We start from the raw sequence: 17,686 nt of genomic DNA, 5'->3' as shown, positions 1-17,686 counted from the left end.
ACAAAGCCCACACCGCATGCGTCATGCTCGTTGCGTGAATCGTAAAGGCCCTGGGGCTGCGGAAGTCCCATTCGAAAATCCTGTCCTGTCCTGGTCCGCTGCGCCCAGAAAACTGGTTACAACGGAAATCAAACGCGACTCACCCAGCCACGAAATGCAGCGAAGTTGCGCGAATGGTCGCAATGGCGACAGGATAGTGTTTTTGCAACTGCGAAGTGGCAGGCAGGATCGGTTTGGCGGAAAACGAAACCGCCATAAGGGTATTCTGATCGCCGATGCGAAGCGAGCGCTATCTCAGAGCGCCCGCGATTTCACGCGGAAGAGCGAATCGGCGGGTCCGGATCAAGCCGCGCCGCTCATTCGCTGCAGGGTTGCCAGAGCAGCCTTGAGCTGGCGCTCGGTTTCCTCGGCATCGATGCTGCGCGTCACGGCCGGCGGCATACGCAGCGGCGCGTTGGGCGCTGGAGGTGCGTCAAACAGGCGGCCTGCTTCTTCGCTCGGAACCGAGGTGAAGGACGTCCCGCCATTGGCGAAAGCGTGGCGGCTGTCCTGTCCGGGAAAGATCACCACCGGCTCAACCGAAGCGCTTTCCACCTGCGGCTCCTCGATCCGCACGAAGGCGCGCGGCGGAGTCTTCATTTCGAGCAGCGAGGCATAGGTTTCGTCCTCCCCGGATGCTTCAGGGGCGGCGTGTTCGGCGACGTCTTCACCCGGCCGGACGGGTGCCACGGACTGCGCTGCAGCAACCTGTTCGGGCAGCTTCGGAAATCCGCGCGGCGGCAGAATCGAGGGCAGCGGTTCGTCATCGACACTGTCGTCGAAATTGAACGGGCGCAGCGCGGCGGGCAGAGCCGAGGACTGTCCGAACAGCTGTGTGACGGCGGTGGCAGGTTCAGCAGGGGCTTCGAAGGCATTGTCGGTTTCGGCGTAAACTTCTGCGTCGAATTCGGGCTCAGCTGCGGCGACAGGCTCGGCTTCGGAGACAGGTTCAACCGGCTCGGGCCGCGCGAAATTCATCGCCGGCGGCGGAATCAGGCTCGGCGGAAGCGGAAAGGCGACCGGGATCGGCGGCTGCGGCACAGACAGGCTGGCCGGCAACCCGGGGAGTTCGACAGGCGCTGCATCTTCTGTAGAGGCGGCCTCACGCTTGCGGGCAATCGCCAGGGCCAGACGCTCGGCAAGCTGGACGACGCCGAGCGAGGTCAGCGGCATGGCCACGAGCCGTTCGGCGGCATCGCCAGTCGCGGCACCAAAGACCGGCAGCGAAGGAGCCGGCTGAGACGGCGTGAGGAAATCGAGCGGTGCCGGGGTGAAGGCGGCAGCGGGCTCTGGCGCAATGTCTGCTTCCGGCGCGGCAAGCGCTGCGACTTCCGTCACGGGCCCGCTTTCGTCATTGGCTGCACCGTGCAGATCGGCGGCGAATTCGGCACTTTCATGAGCTTCGAACGCTGCAGGCGCAGCGAAGGGGCTATAGGGTGCCGGCGCGAAGCTGGCGGGTTCCGCAAAGCTGGGTGCGGCGAATTCGGCGGGGGGCGCGAAGGCGGCGGGCGGCGCGAAAGCCGGCGCATCGAAGGAACTCGGCGCTTCGCCATGATCGGCGGCTTGCGGACGAGAGAAGTCGGAGCCGGCTTGAATCGGCGCTGCAATGGGCGCGGCCATTTGGACAGGCGCGTCGACTTCGGTTTCGTCCCCGACGAAAACCTGCACGGCGGGCGAAGCATTGGGATGTCGGCGCCACGGATCGAACTGCGGCTCCTGATCCTCATCCTCGGAGGCGGCGGCCGGCGCGGCTACCTGTTCGGGCGTCTCAGGCTGTTCGAGCGCCTCAGGCTGTTCGGCTTCGTCGAAAGCGCCGAGATCGGCGAGATCTAGGATCTGCGGCTTGTGTCCGGGGACCGGCGCGAGATCGTGTATGTCGTTTGTGAAATCCTCGTCCATGGCCAGCGCGCGGCGGCGGCCCGGAATGACATTGGCATTTGCGGCTTCGTCTTCGACGCGGCGGGCCAAGGCGAGGCGAGCGAAATCGTCGTCCTCTTCATAGGCGTCAACTTCTGCGGGGTCGGCAGCCTGGGCGGCGGCTTTGACCCTTGAGAAGCGGGTTCCGGCGCTCTGCTGACCGGCAGGGCGGGCGAGGCGGCGAGCCAGAAAGAAACCGATCGCTCCACCAATGACGAATAGCGACAGGGCCAGCAGAATGCGGAAGGTGAAGCCAAGCGGCGGCGCGGCGGCCGGAATCACGAGATCGATCCGCAATGCGAGAATCGCCGATTCGAGCAGCGCCGGGCGAATCGCCAGGCTGCCAAGCCCGAACAGGGCGGCAAACCACAAGGCGACCATCGGCGCGAACAACGGATGACGACTGACCGGCAATTTGCTCTTCGTTTTCAGTGGCTTCGCAACCAAGGTCAGAACCCCTAATCCTGTGGACCCACCGCCGAGTCAGGCGGCAATGGTCTCTTCAACCACTGGGATGGCTACCAGTGTTTGGTAAACACGAAGATAACGATGAACGTTTTTCGCCCAATCATGACTGGCGCGAACGTGCTCGCGGCCATTGGCGTGAATCGCCGGCCAGGTTTCGGTTGCCTTGACCAGCCGCGCCAGCGCTGCGGCGCAGGCCTCGGGATTGTCGGGAGCAAACAGGATGCCAGTGCGTCCGTCTTCCACCAGTTCGCGGTGACCGCCCACCGATGACGCCGCGACCAGCTTGTCCTGCGCCATGGCTTCCAGCGGCTTGAGTGGCGTGACCAGATCGGTCAGCCGACTCGCCTTGCGCGGATAGGCCATGATGTCGCAGAGTGCGTAATAGCGCTCCACCTCATGATGCGACACGCGGCCGACGAAGCGGATCGCGCCTGCGGCGCTCGATGCTTCGGCCTGGGCCCGTAGCTGCGCCTCGCGCGGGCCGCCGCCGACCAGCAGCAGTCGCGCATCGGGATGTTCCGCCACCAGCAGCGGCATGGCATCGATCAGGTCGTCAAGGCCTTCGTAATCATAGAAGCTGCCGATGAAGCCGATCACCGGCCCGCTACCCAGACCGAGCACGTCGCGCAGTTCCGGTTCAGGCGCGGTCGGTTCGCCGAACAGGGCGAGGTCGACGCCGTTGGGCGAAATGGTGATCCGCACGGGATCGACGCCACGCGTCACCAGATCATCCTTGAGGCCCTGGCAGATCGTCACCACATGATTCGCGCCGGCGATGACATGATCCTCCAGCTTGCGGGTCAGCCGGTACTTCAGCGAGCCTTCGCTGCCGGTGCCATTGCCCACGGCGGCATCTTCCCAGAAGGCGCGGATTTCATAGACCAGCGGTATGCCGAGCTTGCGCGAGGCGCGCAGCGCCGCTGCTCCGCAGAGCGCGGGCGAATGGGCATGGATCACATCGGGCCGCCACTCACCGCACAGCTTGACGATGGCACCGGCAAGCAAGCCGATCTCGCGCCATTCGCGCAGGCCGGCCGGACCGCCAGCAACCCCGCGTGTGCGGTGGAACAGGATGCCGTCCGCCTCTTCCGCATCCGGCCCCTCGGCCATGTGCCGCAGGCCGGTGATGCCGCGCACTTCGATCCCCATCGCCTGCTGGCTCTTGAGGATCGCGCGCGTACGAAAGGTGTAGCCACTGTGCAGCGGCAAAGAGTGATCGAGAACATGGAGAACGCGTGTCATGGCGCAAATCTCTGCCAGACAAGGCTTAACGCCGCGTCAACCCGCCCGCGCTATGGCTGCGCGCACCATGGTGGATATTTTCGCGCTCGGACTGACGCACGCCCTGCTGGCCTATGCCGCCTTGCGCCTGCTTTCGCGCGCCGATCTGGATAACGATCCTGCGCCGCCACAGCCGGATCCGGGCAATGACTGAGCTTGGGCTTGCCGCCTTCGTCATCGGATTGATCGCCATCGGTTTGCGACGTCCCTTTGTCTGGGTGCTGGCCTATCTCTACATCGATATCCTGGCGCCCCAGAAATTTACCTGGATGATCCTGCCCAAACTGCAGATTTCACTGCTGACCTTTGTGCTCGCCTTTGGTGGCTGGCTGATAATCGACAACAAGCAAGACAGCCGATTTACCTTGCGGCAAGCGCTCTTGGTCGTGCTGCTGGTCTACTGCGGCCTGACCACGCTTTCCGCCGATTTCCCGGTGGAAGCGGCGGCCAAATGGGCATGGGTATGGAAAGCCATGATCTTCGCCGTGTTCCTGCCGCTGACCCTGCGGACCCGGCTGCGATTTGAATCGGCGATCCTGGTCATGGTGCTGAGCATCGGCGCGATCGTCATCGGCGGGGCCATCAAGACACTGGCATCGGGCGGCGGTTATGGCACGCTCAAACTGTTCGTGAATGATAATACCGGGATTTACGAAGGCTCGATCATCTCGTGCATGGCTATCGCCGCGATCCCGCTGGTCTGGTGGGCGGCAAAGTACACCACGATCTTTCCGCGCGGCAAGCTGACCATGCTGTTCGCCGTGGCCCTGATCTTCGCCTGCATGCTCATTCCAATCGGCACCCAGGCACGTACCGGGCTGCTTTGCATCGGCTTGCTGTTCCTGCTGTCACTGCGCTCGGTGAAGAACCGCTTCCTTTACATGGCGGCGATGGCCGCTCTGGCGCTGGTGGCCATCCCGTTCCTGCCCGAAAGCTATACCAAGCGCATGGACACGATCGAGAATCACCAGTCCGACGAATCGGCCTCCACCCGCGTCGCCGTGTGGATGTGGACGCTCGACTATGTGAAGGATCATCCGCTGGGCGGCGGGTTCGACGCATTCCGTTCCAACCGCCTGCGCATCGAAACCCGCGCTGCCACCGGCCAGGGCAACAATACGGGTGTCGAGATCCAGCAGGTAGAGGATGCCGCCCGCGCCTATCATTCCAGCTATTTCGAGATGCTGGGCGAACAGGGCTGGCCGGGGCTGTTCCTGTGGTTGTGGATCCAGGCGATGGGCCTGTGGCAGATGGAACGGCTGCGCTCGCGCTGGCGCAAAAAGGCCGCCGCGCCCGGCGCCGGGACCGATGTGCAATGGCAGGCGCCCTTGGCCAATGCCTTGCAGCAGGCCCAACTGGTCTACCTGCTCGGCTCGCTGTTCGTCGGCATCGCCTTCCAGGCCTTCGCGCTGATGTTGATCGGCGTGCAATGCGGGCTGTGGTCCTACCTGCGGCGAATCGATTCGCCCGATGTCCGGGTGATTCGCGCCCGCCCCAAGCTCAACATTCCCGGTGCCGTAGCGGCAAATTGAGGCGCGTTGCGCTGCCGCTTTTCATGGTCCATCACGTGCGCTTTCCGGCCATGTGAAAGGCACCCAGATGAAGCTTCAGGACCTTGCGGGGAAGATCGGCGAAACGCTCGGCACCTCCGAATGGATCACCGTGGACCAGTCTCGCATCGATGCATTTGCCGATGTAACCGAAGACCACCAGTTCATCCACGTGAACCCCGAAATGGCCAAGGCGACCCCGCTGGGCTCGACCGTGGCGCACGGCTTTCTCACCCTGTCTTTGCTGTCCAAAATGCTGGAGACGGCAGTCGAAAAGCCGCAGGTCGCGATGTCGATCAATTATGGCTTCGACAAGGTCCGCTTCCTCAGCTTCGTCAAGTCGGGGAGCAAGATTCGTGGGCATTTCAAACTGCTCGAAATGGAAGAAAAGCGCCCCGGCCAGTGGCAGCAGAAGGTCGAGGCGACCGTGGAAATCGAAGGCGAGACCAAGCCGGCGCTGATCGCCGAATGGATCTTCCAGCACTTCGGTTGAAGAATAAGACAAGGAACAAGACCATGCGTGATGCCCTCATCGTTTCCGCCGCCCGCACGGGCATGGGCCGCGGCTATCGCGGTGCCTTCAACGCCACCCAGCCGCCAAGCCTCGGTGCGTTCTCGCTCGCCGCAGCGGTAGAGCGCGCCGGCATCGAACCGGGCGAGATTGACGATGTCGCCTGGGGCTGCGTTCTGACCCAGGGCGGGCAAGCCGGCAATATCGGGCGTCTTGTCGCGCTGCGTGCCGGACTTCCCGTCACCTCTTCGGCGCAGACGATCGATCGCCAGTGCTCCTCCGGCCTGATGGCGATTGCCGCCGCCAGCCGGCAGGTGGTGATGGACAAGATGGACGTCGTCGCTGCTGGCGGGCAGGATTCGATCTCGATGGTCCAGACCAAGGACATGCGCGTTGGCTTCGATCCGGCGCTCATCGCCATGCACCCGGCAACCTATATGCCGATGTTGCAGACCGCCGAAGTCGTCGCCAAGCGCTATGGCATCAGCCGCGATGCGATGGACGAATATGCCTTCCAGTCGCAGCAGCGCACTGCCGCTGGGCAGGCATCGGGCGCGTTCGATGCGGAGATCGTTCCGGTCACCACCACCATGTCGGTGACTGACAAGACGACGGGCGAGACCTCGACCAAGGACGTCACGCTGACCAAGGACGAGGGTAACCGGCCTGACACTACGCTCGAGGGCTTGCAGTCGCTCCAGCCGGTGATCCCTGGCGGTTCGATCACGGCGGGCAATGCCAGCCAGCTTTCGGATGGTTCGGCTGCGGTTATCATCATGGAAGCCGCAACCGCCGCGAAGAAGGGCCTCTCCCCGCTAGGCCGCTTTGTCGGCATGGCAGTCGCTGGCACCGAGCCAGACGAAATGGGAATTGGCCCCGTGTTTGCGATCCCCAAGCTGCTCAGCCGCTTCGACCTGAAAATGGACGATATCGGCCTGTGGGAGCTGAACGAAGCATTCGCCGTTCAGGTGCTCTATTGCCGTGACAAGCTGGGCATCCCGAACGAGCTGATGAACGTCAACGGCGGCGCCATCTCGATCGGGCACCCTTACGGCATGACCGGCGCGCGTGCCGCGATGCACGCGCTGATCGAGGGCAAGCGGCGCGGTGCCAAGCATGTGGTCGTCACCATGTGCGTCGGCGGCGGCATGGGCGCGGCGGGGCTGTTCGAGGTTCTGTGATCAATAATCCTCTCCATTCTTACGCAGGGCAAATGGGGTGGTGGCAGGCGCGCAGCGACTGATGGAGGGGCAATGGCGCTGCCGTTGAAACCCCTCCACCCCTGCCTTCGGCAGCGGTCCCCCTCCCCATTTGTCCTGCGGAAAAATGGAGAGGATTTGGATTGCGCACGGCCTTGAACCGCCGCATCCTGCTGGCATGGGCATAGTCGAAATCCTGGGAATTGCCGGTAGCGTCAGCCTTCTATCAGGCTGGCGGCTTTACCTCTGCATTTTCGCCACCGGCCTCGCCATGCGATTTGGGGCATGGCCGCTGCCCGAGCATTTGCAGGCGCTGCAGGTACTCGCCAACCCGATCGTTATCGGCATCGCGGGCCTCGCCGCTTCGGTCGAGTTCCTGGCAGACAAGGTGCCTTGGATCGATTCGGCCTGGGACATGATCCACACCGCGATCCGGCCGATTGGCGGCGCGGTTCTGGCGCTGGCCTTGGCGGATCCTTCCGACCCGACAACGCAGGTGGTCGCCTTTATCCTCGGCGGCGGGGCATCGCTGCTGACTCACGGGGCCAAGGCTGGGACGAGGGCAGCGGTCAACACCAGCCCTGAGCCGTTCAGCAACATCGCCCTGTCGACCACAGAAGACGTGGCGAGCGCCGGGCTGCTTTGGGGCGTCTATGCCTATCCGCAGATTGCGGCTGGCGTGGCCTTATTCATTCTCGCCGCTGCCATCGGACTCCTGCTCGTCGCACGCGCGGTGTTCAAGAGGCTGTTCGGACGCGCCGAAACCGGCTGATCAGGCGACGACCTTGAGCTCGGTCCTCGCCGCGTGCCTGGCCATCCATTCCTCGACAACCGGGGCAATACGGTTTCGCCACTTGCTGCCGTTGAAGATGCCGTAATGGCCAACGTCTTCCGCAAGCAGGTATTGCTTGCGGCTATCGGCGAGACCCGGGGTGACCTTAAGCGCAGCGCGCGTCTGACCAATGCCGGAAATGTCGTCATTTTCACCTTCGATGGCGAGCAACGCTGTGTCGGTGATAGCGTCGAGCTTGATCAGGCGCTTGCCGTGGCGGAACTCACCCTTGGGCAACGAGTGCTTCTGGAACACGTGCTCGATGGTCTGCAGGTAATATTCGGCGGGAAGGTCGCAGACGCTGCGGTATTCCTCGTAGAATGCCTTGGAGGCATCGGCGCTTTCACCGTCACCTGCCACCATGTGTTTGAACATGTGGTAATGGCTCATCATGTGCGAGCCCATGTTCATCGCCATGAAGCCGGCGAGCTGCAGGAACCCCGGATAGACTCTGCGGCCGCCGCCCGGATAGATCGCCGGGACCGTGGCGATCACCGTGTTTTCGAACCAGCTCAGCGGGCGCTGCGTGCCAACGTCATTGACGCTGGTCGGCGCCTCGCGCGTGTCGATCGGGCCGCCCATCATGGTCAGGGTCAGCGGACGATAGGGGTTCTTGTCCTCAGCCATCAGCGCAGTCGCGGCGAGCGCGGGGACCGAGGGCTGGCAGACTGCCAACATATGTGCGCCCCGTCCGTCTCCCTGGGCCCCGATGTGCTCAAGGAAGCCGATCAGCTGGTCGATATAGTCATCGAGGCTGAAGGCCCCCGCTTCCAGCGGCACCATCTTGGCATCGGCCCAGTCGGTGATGAATACCTCTGCGCGTTCGAGCATGCGTTGGACCGTCCCGCGCAGCAGAGTGGCGAAGTGGCCGCTCATCGGCGCGACGATCAGCAGTTTCGGCGCGTTGTCGGGCAGACCAGTGTGGGTAAAGCGCAGCAGGTTGCCGAACGGGCGGTGCAGCACAATCGCCTCGGTTACCGGATAGGAAGTCCCGTCCACCGTCACCGTCTCGAGGTCGAACGATGGCTTGCCGCGCGGCGCGGATGCATGGGCGAAGACGTCAAGCGCCGATGCGATCACCGGCCCAACGCCGAAATAGCCCATCGGCAGCTTTGGATTGTTGAGGATTTCCGCCCCGATCGATGCCCAGGCGCTCGCGCCGGTCATCCACGCGCGGTTGAGTTCATGTGCGTTGTACAGCAAGGTTTTGCGCTCCGATTTGACCACCAAGGTGGCCCTTTTTCCTCCATGTTGCAATGCACAATGAAAAAGCGTTGCAAATGGCGATCTATACGCTTTCGCAAGGCCCCGCCCTGCGCTAGGGCGCGGGTCTATGGCCAGTGCCGACGAAGCTTCGCAAATCGAAACCGCAACGCCGTCCCCCGTGGCCGAGCCGGATACGGCTGAGCCCAAGCCCGCGCGCACCCTTGGTCCGCTCAAGATGATCTGGGCCCAGGCGCTGAATTATCCGCGCCAGGTGATCTTTGCCTTCCTTGCTCTGCTGACCACGTCTGCTGCTACCGCCTTCATTCCCAGCCGGCTGAAGGACATCGTCGACAAGGGCTTCGGCAACGGAACCCAGATTTCCGAGATCGACAACACCTTCACGCTGATGCTGATGGTGATCGTCGTCCTTGGCCTCGCCACCGCAGTCCGCTTCTATTTCGTGTCGTGGCTGGGAGAGCGGGTTGTCGCCGATATCCGCACCCGGGTGCAAGCCAACTTGCTGCGCATGCCCCCCGCCTTCTTCGAGGAAAACAGCCCGGCCGAGATTTCCTCGCGCATGACATCTGACACCTCGCTGATCGAGGTCGTGGTCGGCACCACCGTTTCTGTGGCGCTGCGCAACTTGCTGATCGCCATCCTGTCGACCGCCTACATGTTCTATCTGGCGCCCGCGCTAACCGGCAAGCTGCTGTTGGCGATCCCGATTGTCGTCCTGCCGATCGTCTACTTCGGCCGCCGCCTGCGCAACGTCTCGCGCACCAGCCAGGACCGGGTCGCCGATATCGGGGCGATGGTCACCGAAGTGCTCGGCGCGATGAAGGTGGTTCAGGCCTTCAATCAGGAAAAGCGCGAGGCCGAGCGGTTCCAGTCCGCCGTCGAGGAAACCTTCACCACGGCCAAGCGCCGCATCCGCATCCGCGCGATGATGACCGCGCTGGTCATGTTCCTGATCTTCGGCGCGATTGTCGTCGCGCTGTGGCAGGGCGCGATCGGCGTCGCCACGGGCCAGATCAGCGGCGGCACGATTGCCGGCATTGTCTTTGCCGGCGGCCTGATTGCATCGTCGCTCGGCGCCTTGTCGGAAGTCTATGGCGACCTGCTGCGCGGCGCGGGCGCGGCCAGCCGGCTGAACGAACTGCTTAACGAGAAGCCCGGTATCGCCCCGCCCGCACGCCCGACCGCGCTGCCCATGCCGCCGCGCGGGCAGATCGCGTTCGACCGGGTGACGTTCCGCTATCCGACCCGGCTCGAAATAGCCGCGCTGCACGATTTCAGCCTCAAGATTGAACCCGGCGAGACTGTCGCTATCGTCGGCCCTTCCGGTGCAGGCAAGAGCACGATCTTCCAGCTCGCCGAGCGATTCTATGATCCGCAATCGGGCACGGTGCGCATTGATGGCGTGCCGCTGACCTCCACCGACCCCGCCGACGTGCGCCGCCGCATCGCTTTCGTGCCGCAGGACGGCGTGCTGTTCGCCGCCACCGCGCGGGACAACCTGCGCTATGGCAACTGGAACGCCGGCGACGAGGCCGTCTGGGAAGCCGCCCGCGCCGCCAATGCCGAATCCTTCCTGCGCGAACTGCCCGACGGCCTCGACACGTTCCTGGGCGAAAACGGCGCACGCCTGTCCGGCGGCCAGCGCCAGCGCGTGGCCATTGCCCGGGCCCTGCTGCGCGACGCGCCGATCCTGCTGCTCGACGAGGCCACTTCGGCGCTTGATGCCGAAAGTGAGCGGCTCGTCCAGCAGGCGCTCGACCGGCTGATGGAAACCCGCACCACGCTGGTCATCGCGCACCGCCTGTCGACCGTCCGCAAGGCCGACCGCATCGTCGTGCTCGATGCCGGGCGCATCGTCGAAGTCGGGACTCATGACGAACTGAGCAAAGCGGGCGGTCTCTATGCCCACCTCGCAGCGCTGCAATTCGACGAAAAGGCCATGCGGCCCGTCGAATAGAATTGCGCCCGCGCGCACGGTTGCTACGAAAAGCGGATTGGTTGCCTTTGCAACCATCCAACAATCGATGGGGACTGCATGATCCGGAACACCGCCTTCGCCGCGAGCCTGTTTGCGCTCGCCTTTGCCAATGCCGCTCAGGCGCAAGCTGCCGACCCGCACGCCGGCCACCACATGACGGCAAAGGCCGAGCCCGCCGCCAAGCCGGTGGCCAAGGCCGTTGCCAAGAAGGCCGCGGTCACGAAGAAAGCCGTGGTCGCCAAACCTGCAGCTGACCGAACCGACGGCTGGGGCGCCGCCGGTATCCAGACCTGGTACAACGACACCTCGGTGCGCCCGGGCGACGATTTCAACCGCTACGTCAACGGCAAGTGGATGGACACGGCCGAGATCCCGGCGGATCGCACCTCGACCGGCGGCTTCATCGTCCTGCGCGACCTTTCGGAAACGCGGATGAAGGCGATCATGGACGAACTCGTCGCCTCCAACCCGGCACCGGGCACTGACGCTGAACGCGTCGTCTCGGCCTATAAGGCGTTCATGGACACTGACGCGATCGAAGCGCGCGGCATTGCCCCGCTGAAGCCGTACCTTGACCGCATCAAGGCGGCCAATACGGTCAGCGCGCTGACCGACCTGTTCATCGAACCCGGCGTGCCTTCGCCGCTCGGCATGGGCGTTGGCGTCGATGCCAAGAAGTCCGACAGCCACGTCTTCTCGATCCGCCAGAGCGGCCTCGGCCTGCCTGACCGTGACATGTACCTGCAGGACAATCCGCGCTTCAAGCAGTTCCAGGATGCATACAAGCAGTACCTGACCTTCCTCTACACCGAGCTCGGCTATGCCGATCCGGCGAAGACCGCGGCTGATGTCTATGGCCTCGAAAAGCGCATTGCCGAGGTGACCTGGGACCGCACCGTCGGCCGCAACCGCGACCTGACCTACAACAAGCTCAGCCTGCAGGAACTTGACGCGCTCGCTCCGGGCGTGGGGCTCGCGGCCATGGTCACCAAGATGACCGGCGGCAAGGCAACCGAAGTCGTCGTCGGCCAGCTGCCTCCGACGGCAGAGGAACTCGCGGTCGCCAAGCTGACTCCTGCGCAGGCAGCAAATGTCAGCAATGGCGGCGTACCGGCGATTGCCCGGATGATTGCCAGCGAGCCAGTCGCGCTTTGGCAGGCCTGGCTTGAAAAGGGCGTGGCCAGCGGCGCTGCCTCGCTCCTTCCCAAGCGTTTCGATGAAGCCAGCTTCAACTTCTACGGCAAGCTGCTTAGCGGCCAGCCCGAACAGCGCCCCCGCTGGAAGCGCGGCATTTCGGCGGTCGAAGGCATGGCCGGTGAACTCGTCGGCAAGATCTACGCCGAACGCTATTTCCCCGCGGCCAACAAGGCAGCGATGGAAAAGCTGGTCGCCAACCTGCGTGCGGCGATGGCGCTCAACCTTGTGGATCTCAAGTGGATGGGGCCGGAAACCCGGGTTCAGGCCAAGGCCAAGCTTGACGCTTTCGATCCCAAGATCGGCTATCCGGTGAAGTTCAAGTCCTATGAAGGTCTGACCTTCACACCGACCGATCCGATCGCCAATGCGCTCGCCGCATCGCGCTGGGGACAGGAAGACAATATCTCGCGCCTCGGCAAGCCGGTCGACCGTACCGAATGGGGCATGCTGCCCGAAACGGTGAATGCCTATTACAACTCGACCAAGAACGAGATCGTCTTTCCCGCTGCCATCCTGCAGCCGCCGTTCTTCAACCTGAAGGCCGACGACGCGGTGAATTACGGCGCGATCGGCGCGGTCATCGGCCACGAAATGGGCCACGGCTTCGACGATCAGGGTTCCAAGTCGGATGGCGAGGGCAATTTGCGGGACTGGTGGACGCCGGCGGACAAGGCCAATTTCGTCAAACTGACCGACGCGCTTGTCGGACAGTACAATGACCATTGCCCGATCGACGCAACCAATCCCGGCGGCAAGGCCTGCATCAACGGCCGCCTGACGCTGGGCGAGAACATCGGCGACCTTGGCGGCATCAGCCTGGCTTACCGCGCCTACAAGCTATCGCTTGGCGGCAAGCCGGCCCCGGTGATAGGCGGGCTGACTGGCGACCAGCGCTTCTTCATGGCCTATGCTCAGGTGTTCAAGGTAAAGATGCGCGAAGCGGCCCTGCGCCAGCAGCTTCTGACCGATCCGCATTCGCCCGGCCAGTTCCGCGTCAATGGCATCGTCCGCAACATCGACGAATGGTACAAGGCGTTTGGCGTGAAGCCGACCGACAAGCTGTACCTGCCGCCCGAAAAGCGCTTGCGCATCTGGTAATACCCCAGATAACAGATGGGCAAATTCGGGTGAAATTAACGGGCGCGGCTTGACTTGAAAGCTGCGCCCGTTTCCTTGTGCGCGCCATGGATCCCGTCATTATCGCCATCCTCCTTGGCATCGTCGAAGGCCTCACCGAATTTCTGCCGGTCTCGTCGACCGGGCACCTTGTGCTGGCCACCGAAATCCTCGGCTATGATGCCGACACCTGGAAGGTGTTCAACGTCATCATCCAGCTTGGCGCGATCATGGCGGTCGTGGCGCTCTATTGGCGCACGTTCTGGGCTGTGGGCGCTGGGCTGCTGCGGCTTGAGCCGATGTCGATCGCCTTTGTGCGCAACATCCTGCTCGGCTTCATTCCCTCGGCGGTGCTCGGCCTCCTGCTCAAAGACCAGATTCACGCCATGCTGGGCAGCCCGTCGATCGTCGCCTGGGCGCTAATCCTTGGCGGCATTGCCATCCTTGTGATCGAACGCACGGCCAAGCCCGGCGGACCAAGCGGCGTCGCGCAGCTTTCGGTCCGCACCGCGCTGGGCATCGGCATGGTCCAGTGCGTATCGATGATCCCCGGAGTCAGCCGGTCCGGCGCAACGATCATGGGCGCGCTCGCCATGGGCGTAGAGCGGCGCACGGCGGCGGAATTCAGCTTTTTCCTTGCCGTCCCGACCATGCTGGGCGCAACCACGCTTGAGGTCCTCGACAACCGTGAGGCGCTGATGTCGGGCAACATCGCGGTCGGTTGGGACCTGATCGGCATCGGCTTCGTCGTGTCGTTCATAGTCGCGCTCGCGGTGATCAAGGCCTTCATGGCCTATGTCGCGCGCTCGGGCTTTGCGCCTTTCGCCTGGTACCGGATCGCTGCCGGCGCCCTCGCACTTTTTTTGCTGGCGCGCTGATTCCTCCGGGAACCAATTTCCGAGAACTCCGTTTTTGATGGCACCGGCCCCGGTTTCAAACTGGTGCCGAACATCCATGTTTGGTGCCCAGGGGGCGCTGACGGAACCAAAAGGACGTTCTCATGAAGGCACTTATCAAAGGCGCGATGATTGCATCGACCGCAGCCATGGCTCTCAGCCTGGCCGCTTGCGACAGCAAGAAGGAAAACGCTGAAGAAGCAGCGGCACAGGCCGTTCGCGCGTCGGGTGAAGCCGATGCCGAAGCCCTGAACGCACAGGCCGAAGCAGCCCGCGCCTCGGGTGCTCCCGAAGCCAAGGCTGACGCCATCGAAAACAAGGCCGATGCGGTCCGCGAAGGTGCCGACACCAAGGCTGATGCCATGGAAGACAAGGCAGACAAGAAGGACTTGAAGCCCGAATAAGGCTTTCAGTCCGATCTTGCGCGAAAGGGCCGGCATCCCAATGCTGCCGGCCCTTTTTCTTGTCCGAACCAGAATGGACCAGGCCCACTAAACCGGTTGGGCATCGCTTCCACGCCCACCGCGCAGCAGGTACTCCTGCGTGCCGCGTTGCAGAACGTCATCGACGTCGATCACCGCCGTATTTGCGTAAGTGAACCCCGGCCCCAGGCTGCGGTAGAGCCGGTCGAAATCACGATCGACGGTATCGTGAAAGAGCTCCTTGAAGCTCTCGATCACGAAGTAGGTCGGCTGCAAGTCGCTGATCACATAGTCGGTACGCATCACTCGATCGACATTGAGCATGATCCGGTTGGGCGATTTTCCCTCGACCGAAAACACCGCCTCGGTAGGTCCTGAGAGGATGCCCGCGCCATAGGCCCGCACATCCGCGCCCTCCAGGATCAGCCCGAACTCCACCGTGTACCAATACAGCGCGCCCAGTGCCTTCAGCCGGTTGTAACGCATCGCCTTCCACCCGGCGCGGCCATATTCCTGCATGTAATCGGCATAGACCGGATCGGCGAGCAGCGGCACGTGACCGAACACATCGTGGAACACGTCAGGTTCCTGAATATAGTCAAACGTCTCGCGCGTGCGGATGAAGTTCCCCGCCGGGAATCGCCGGTTGGCGAGATGCCAGAAGAACACGTGATCGGGGATCAGCATCGGCACCGGCACGACCGACCAGCCAGTCAGCTTGCCAAGATCCTCTGACAGCCGGCCGAAATCGGGCACCCCGCCCCGCCCCAGATCAAGCCGGTCCAGCCCGTCCATGAACAGTGTGGCAGCACGGCCGGGGAGGACCTGCATTTGCCGGGCAAAGAGATCGTTCCAGATGCTGTCATCTTCGCTCGAATAGGCCCGCTGCGCCGGCTCCAGCCAGTCCTCGCCAACTTGGGCCGGGCGCTGCAACGGCGCGGCGAACATGCCCGGCCCGGGTTCGGGCAGGCGCGTATAGTCAGGATGCGAGGCGGGCGGTCTGGACATGGTTTCGATTGCAACTTTATCATGCGCCAGCGTGACGAACAACCGAATGGTTGCACCGCCCCCGCCATAGGCGCATCATCCGCGCGAAAGGCAGGGCCGCATGAGTGACAGGAAGAAGTTGAAAGGCAAGGAGTTCGAGGAGCTCTACGCCCCGCTAGAGGAAGAGCTGGTGGCCATGGCGCGCTGGGTGGCGGCCAAGGGCAAGCGGATCGTCGTTGTTTTCGAAGGGCGCGATACGTCGGGCAAGGGCGGCGCCATTCGCGCCATCGCCGAGCCGCTCAATCCGCGCCAATGCCGCACCGTCGCATTGCCCAAGTCCAGCGATGCCGAAAAGGGCCAATGGTATTTCCAGCGCTATGCCGCGCACCTGCCGACGGCAGGCGAAATCGTGCTGTTCGACCGTTCGTGGTACAACCGTGCCGGAGTCGAAAAGGTCATGGGCTTTGCCACGCCAGAACAGGTCGAATCGTTTCTGATGCAGGCCCCCGCTTTCGAAAAGCAGCTGACTGACGACGGCATACTCCTGTTCAAATACTGGCTGTGCACCGATCAGGAACAGCAGGAAAAGCGTTTCGCCGAGCGCCTCGAAGACCCGCTCAAGCGCTGGAAGCTGTCACCCATCGATGTCACCGCGCGTGAAAAATACGCTGACTACACCAAAGCGCGCGAGGCCATGCTGAAAGCGACCCATACCGACCATGCGCCGTGGACTCTGATCGATTTCAACGACCAGAAACTGGGTCGACTGACCCTGATTCGCGACTTGCTCAACCGCCTGCCCGATACTCATGTCGAGCCGCCAGCAATTGAACTGCCACCGCTGGGCCATGCGCCCATGAAAGAGAAGTATTCCGTGCTCAAGCCGATCAAGCCCTTCAAAGCTTAGCGCGCCTTGACTTTCGGGCAGGGTTCGACCAAAGGCCCCGCTCGCATCGGCGGCTTACCGTCGATCCCGAATCATTTCAGGTTTTCAGGATACCCCCATGGCGAAGCCCGCAACCGTCAAGATCCGTCTCGTGTCGACCGCCGACACCGGCTTCTTCTATGTTACCCGGAAGAACCCGCGCAACACGACCGAGAAGATGAGCTTCAAGAAGTATGATCCCGTCGTGCGCAAGCATGTCGAGTTCAAGGAAGCAAAGATCAAGTGATTGCCGCGCCCCTTCACCGGGGCGGGTTCACAAGCTGTTCAAACCCGGTCTATTAGTCCGGCGACCATGAAACAGCCCAAGATCCTTTTTCACAAGCGCGCCGTCCTTTGGGCGGCGTTTGCCGTTTGTGCGCCCCTCGCGCTGCCTGTTCCTGCCGTGGCGCAGTCCCAGCCGGGAGACCTCGATCGCGCCGTCACCGCATTGCGCTCGATCTCGACGATGCAGGCCAGCTTCGTCCAGACCGACCGCAACGGCCAGCGCGCCACCGGTACGATCACGCTGAAGCGCCCCGGCCGCATCCGCTTCCAGTATTCCCCCGGCATCCCGATGCTGATCGTGTCTGATGGCGCGGCGCTGACGGTGATCGATTATCAGGTCCGCCAGGTGCAGCGTTGGCCAATCAAGAACAGCCCGCTCGGCGCGCTGCTCGATCCCACGCGCGATGTGAAGAAGTTCGGCACGCTGGTCGGCGGCGATCCGAACGGTGTCACGGTTCAGGTCCGTGATCGCAGCCATCCCGAATTCGGCGTGATGACCCTGCGCTTCAATCGCAAGGCGGGCGCCCCCGGCGGACTTGAGCTCGGCGGCTGGACCGCGCTTGATTCGCAGAACAAGCTGACCACGGTTGCCCTGTCCAACCAGCGCTACGGCATGGCTGTCGGTGACAGCACGTTCAAATATAACGACCCGCGCCGGCCAACTCGTCGATAGGGGGCAACGCTTCGGCCCAGAAGCGCCCGCCCGCTGCGATAAGCTGTCCGATCTGTTCATTGAACAGCAAGCGAGGACACCCTACATAGATGAGGACGGCGCGGATGGAGGCGGGTTTCCCCCCTGTTGCCCTGGCCTCCCCAAGGTCTGCTCCGTCAAGCGTGACGAACGCACAAAGGAACCCTC

General features: G+C 63.2%; 17 protein-coding genes. 12 read left to right on the top strand and 5 right to left on the bottom strand.

All coding sequences use genetic code 11. The features are described 5' to 3' along the window. Window positions 1-342 precede the first annotated feature (342 nt). Both RMO89_RS16870 and RMO89_RS16865 read right to left on the bottom strand, forming a co-directional pair. On the bottom strand, window positions 343-2,370 hold the full coding sequence (locus RMO89_RS16870; RefSeq protein ID WP_310534588.1) for a hypothetical protein: 2,028 nt from the start codon (window positions 2,368-2,370) through the stop codon (window positions 343-345). A gap of 69 nt (window positions 2,371-2,439) precedes the next feature. Beyond that, window positions 2,440-3,666, bottom strand: coding sequence for a TIGR04063 family PEP-CTERM/XrtA system glycosyltransferase (locus tag RMO89_RS16865; protein ID WP_310534587.1), 1,227 nt, complete (start codon window positions 3,664-3,666; stop codon window positions 2,440-2,442). A 52-nt stretch (window positions 3,667-3,718) separates the two neighbouring features. Here RMO89_RS16865 and RMO89_RS16860 point away from each other — a divergent pair, with 52 nt between their 5' ends. The 5 genes from RMO89_RS16860 (at window position 3,719) to RMO89_RS16840 (ending at window position 7,737) form a co-directional block, all read left to right on the top strand. After that, the gene (locus RMO89_RS16860) at window positions 3,719-3,859 is read left to right on the top strand and encodes a hypothetical protein (RefSeq protein ID WP_310534586.1); all 141 of its coding nucleotides are present in this window, start codon (window positions 3,719-3,721) and stop codon (window positions 3,857-3,859) included. Continuing rightward, window positions 3,852-5,237, top strand: coding sequence for a DUF5935 domain-containing protein (locus RMO89_RS16855; RefSeq protein ID WP_310534585.1), 1,386 nt, complete (start codon window positions 3,852-3,854; stop codon window positions 5,235-5,237). Before RMO89_RS16860 ends, RMO89_RS16855 begins: the two co-directional genes overlap by 8 nt. A 67-nt stretch (window positions 5,238-5,304) precedes the next feature. After that, a complete protein-coding gene (locus RMO89_RS16850) occupies window positions 5,305-5,748 on the top strand; it encodes a MaoC family dehydratase (RefSeq protein WP_310534584.1) in 444 nt (147 codons plus the stop codon). Window positions 5,749-5,771: 23 nt separating this feature from the next. Then, the gene (locus tag RMO89_RS16845; RefSeq protein ID WP_310534583.1) at window positions 5,772-6,947 is read left to right on the top strand and encodes an acetyl-CoA C-acyltransferase; all 1,176 of its coding nucleotides are present in this window, start codon (window positions 5,772-5,774) and stop codon (window positions 6,945-6,947) included. Between the two features lie 196 nt (window positions 6,948-7,143). Further along, window positions 7,144-7,737, top strand: a complete 594-nt coding sequence (locus tag RMO89_RS16840) for a DUF4126 domain-containing protein (RefSeq protein ID WP_310534582.1) — start codon at window positions 7,144-7,146, stop codon at window positions 7,735-7,737. Here the strand turns inward: RMO89_RS16840 and RMO89_RS16835 are convergent, their stop codons facing one another. After that, the gene (locus RMO89_RS16835; RefSeq protein WP_310534581.1) at window positions 7,738-9,000 is read right to left on the bottom strand and encodes a polyhydroxyalkanoate depolymerase; all 1,263 of its coding nucleotides are present in this window, start codon (window positions 8,998-9,000) and stop codon (window positions 7,738-7,740) included. 130 nt (window positions 9,001-9,130) lie between these two features. On the opposite strand from RMO89_RS16835, the gene RMO89_RS16830 reads away from it, so the two are divergent. The 4 genes from RMO89_RS16830 to RMO89_RS16815 all read left to right on the top strand — a co-directional run bounded on the left by RMO89_RS16830 (window position 9,131) and on the right by RMO89_RS16815 (window position 14,612). Next, the gene (locus RMO89_RS16830; protein ID WP_409035574.1) at window positions 9,131-10,978 is read left to right on the top strand and encodes an ABC transporter transmembrane domain-containing protein; all 1,848 of its coding nucleotides are present in this window, start codon (window positions 9,131-9,133) and stop codon (window positions 10,976-10,978) included. A gap of 78 nt (window positions 10,979-11,056) precedes the next feature. Continuing rightward, window positions 11,057-13,294 (top strand): M13-type metalloendopeptidase, encoded by a 2,238-nt coding sequence (locus tag RMO89_RS16825; protein WP_310534580.1) that lies wholly within the window; start codon window positions 11,057-11,059, stop codon window positions 13,292-13,294. 86 nt (window positions 13,295-13,380) lie between these two features. Further along, window positions 13,381-14,190, top strand: a complete 810-nt coding sequence (locus RMO89_RS16820; protein ID WP_310534578.1) for an undecaprenyl-diphosphate phosphatase — start codon at window positions 13,381-13,383, stop codon at window positions 14,188-14,190. A 122-nt stretch (window positions 14,191-14,312) separates the two neighbouring features. Continuing rightward, a complete protein-coding gene (locus RMO89_RS16815) occupies window positions 14,313-14,612 on the top strand; it encodes a hypothetical protein (RefSeq protein WP_310534576.1) in 300 nt (99 codons plus the stop codon). Window positions 14,613-14,699: 87 nt separating this feature from the next. Here the strand turns inward: RMO89_RS16815 and phhA are convergent, their stop codons facing one another. Further along, the gene (phhA, locus tag RMO89_RS16810) at window positions 14,700-15,638 is read right to left on the bottom strand and encodes a phenylalanine 4-monooxygenase (RefSeq protein ID WP_310534574.1); all 939 of its coding nucleotides are present in this window, start codon (window positions 15,636-15,638) and stop codon (window positions 14,700-14,702) included. Between the two features lie 100 nt (window positions 15,639-15,738). Here phhA and ppk2 point away from each other — a divergent pair, with 100 nt between their 5' ends. The 3 genes from ppk2 to RMO89_RS16795 all read left to right on the top strand — a co-directional run bounded on the left by ppk2 (window position 15,739) and on the right by RMO89_RS16795 (window position 17,500). Beyond that, a complete protein-coding gene (ppk2, locus tag RMO89_RS16805) occupies window positions 15,739-16,524 on the top strand; it encodes a polyphosphate kinase 2 (protein ID WP_310534573.1) in 786 nt (261 codons plus the stop codon). A 97-nt stretch (window positions 16,525-16,621) separates the two neighbouring features. Then, the gene (gene rpmG / locus RMO89_RS16800; protein WP_310534572.1) at window positions 16,622-16,789 is read left to right on the top strand and encodes a 50S ribosomal protein L33; all 168 of its coding nucleotides are present in this window, start codon (window positions 16,622-16,624) and stop codon (window positions 16,787-16,789) included. A 66-nt stretch (window positions 16,790-16,855) separates the two neighbouring features. Further along, window positions 16,856-17,500: a LolA family protein gene (locus tag RMO89_RS16795; RefSeq protein ID WP_409035573.1), complete on the top strand. Its 645-nt coding sequence runs from the start codon at window positions 16,856-16,858 to the stop codon at window positions 17,498-17,500. On the opposite strand, the gene RMO89_RS16790 is transcribed toward RMO89_RS16795, so the two are convergent. Beyond that, the coding region (locus RMO89_RS16790; protein ID WP_310534570.1) for a hypothetical protein at window positions 17,463-17,686 on the bottom strand (224 nt) is incomplete at its 5' end. The genes RMO89_RS16795 and RMO89_RS16790 overlap by 38 nt on opposite strands.

Origin of the sequence: Novosphingobium sp., from assembly GCF_031424035.1 — a bacterium.
Lineage (GTDB): Bacteria > Pseudomonadota > Alphaproteobacteria > Sphingomonadales > Sphingomonadaceae > Novosphingobium.
Note: the sequence above shows the minus strand (reverse complement) of the source record. Positions and strands in the feature narration are given on the sequence as shown.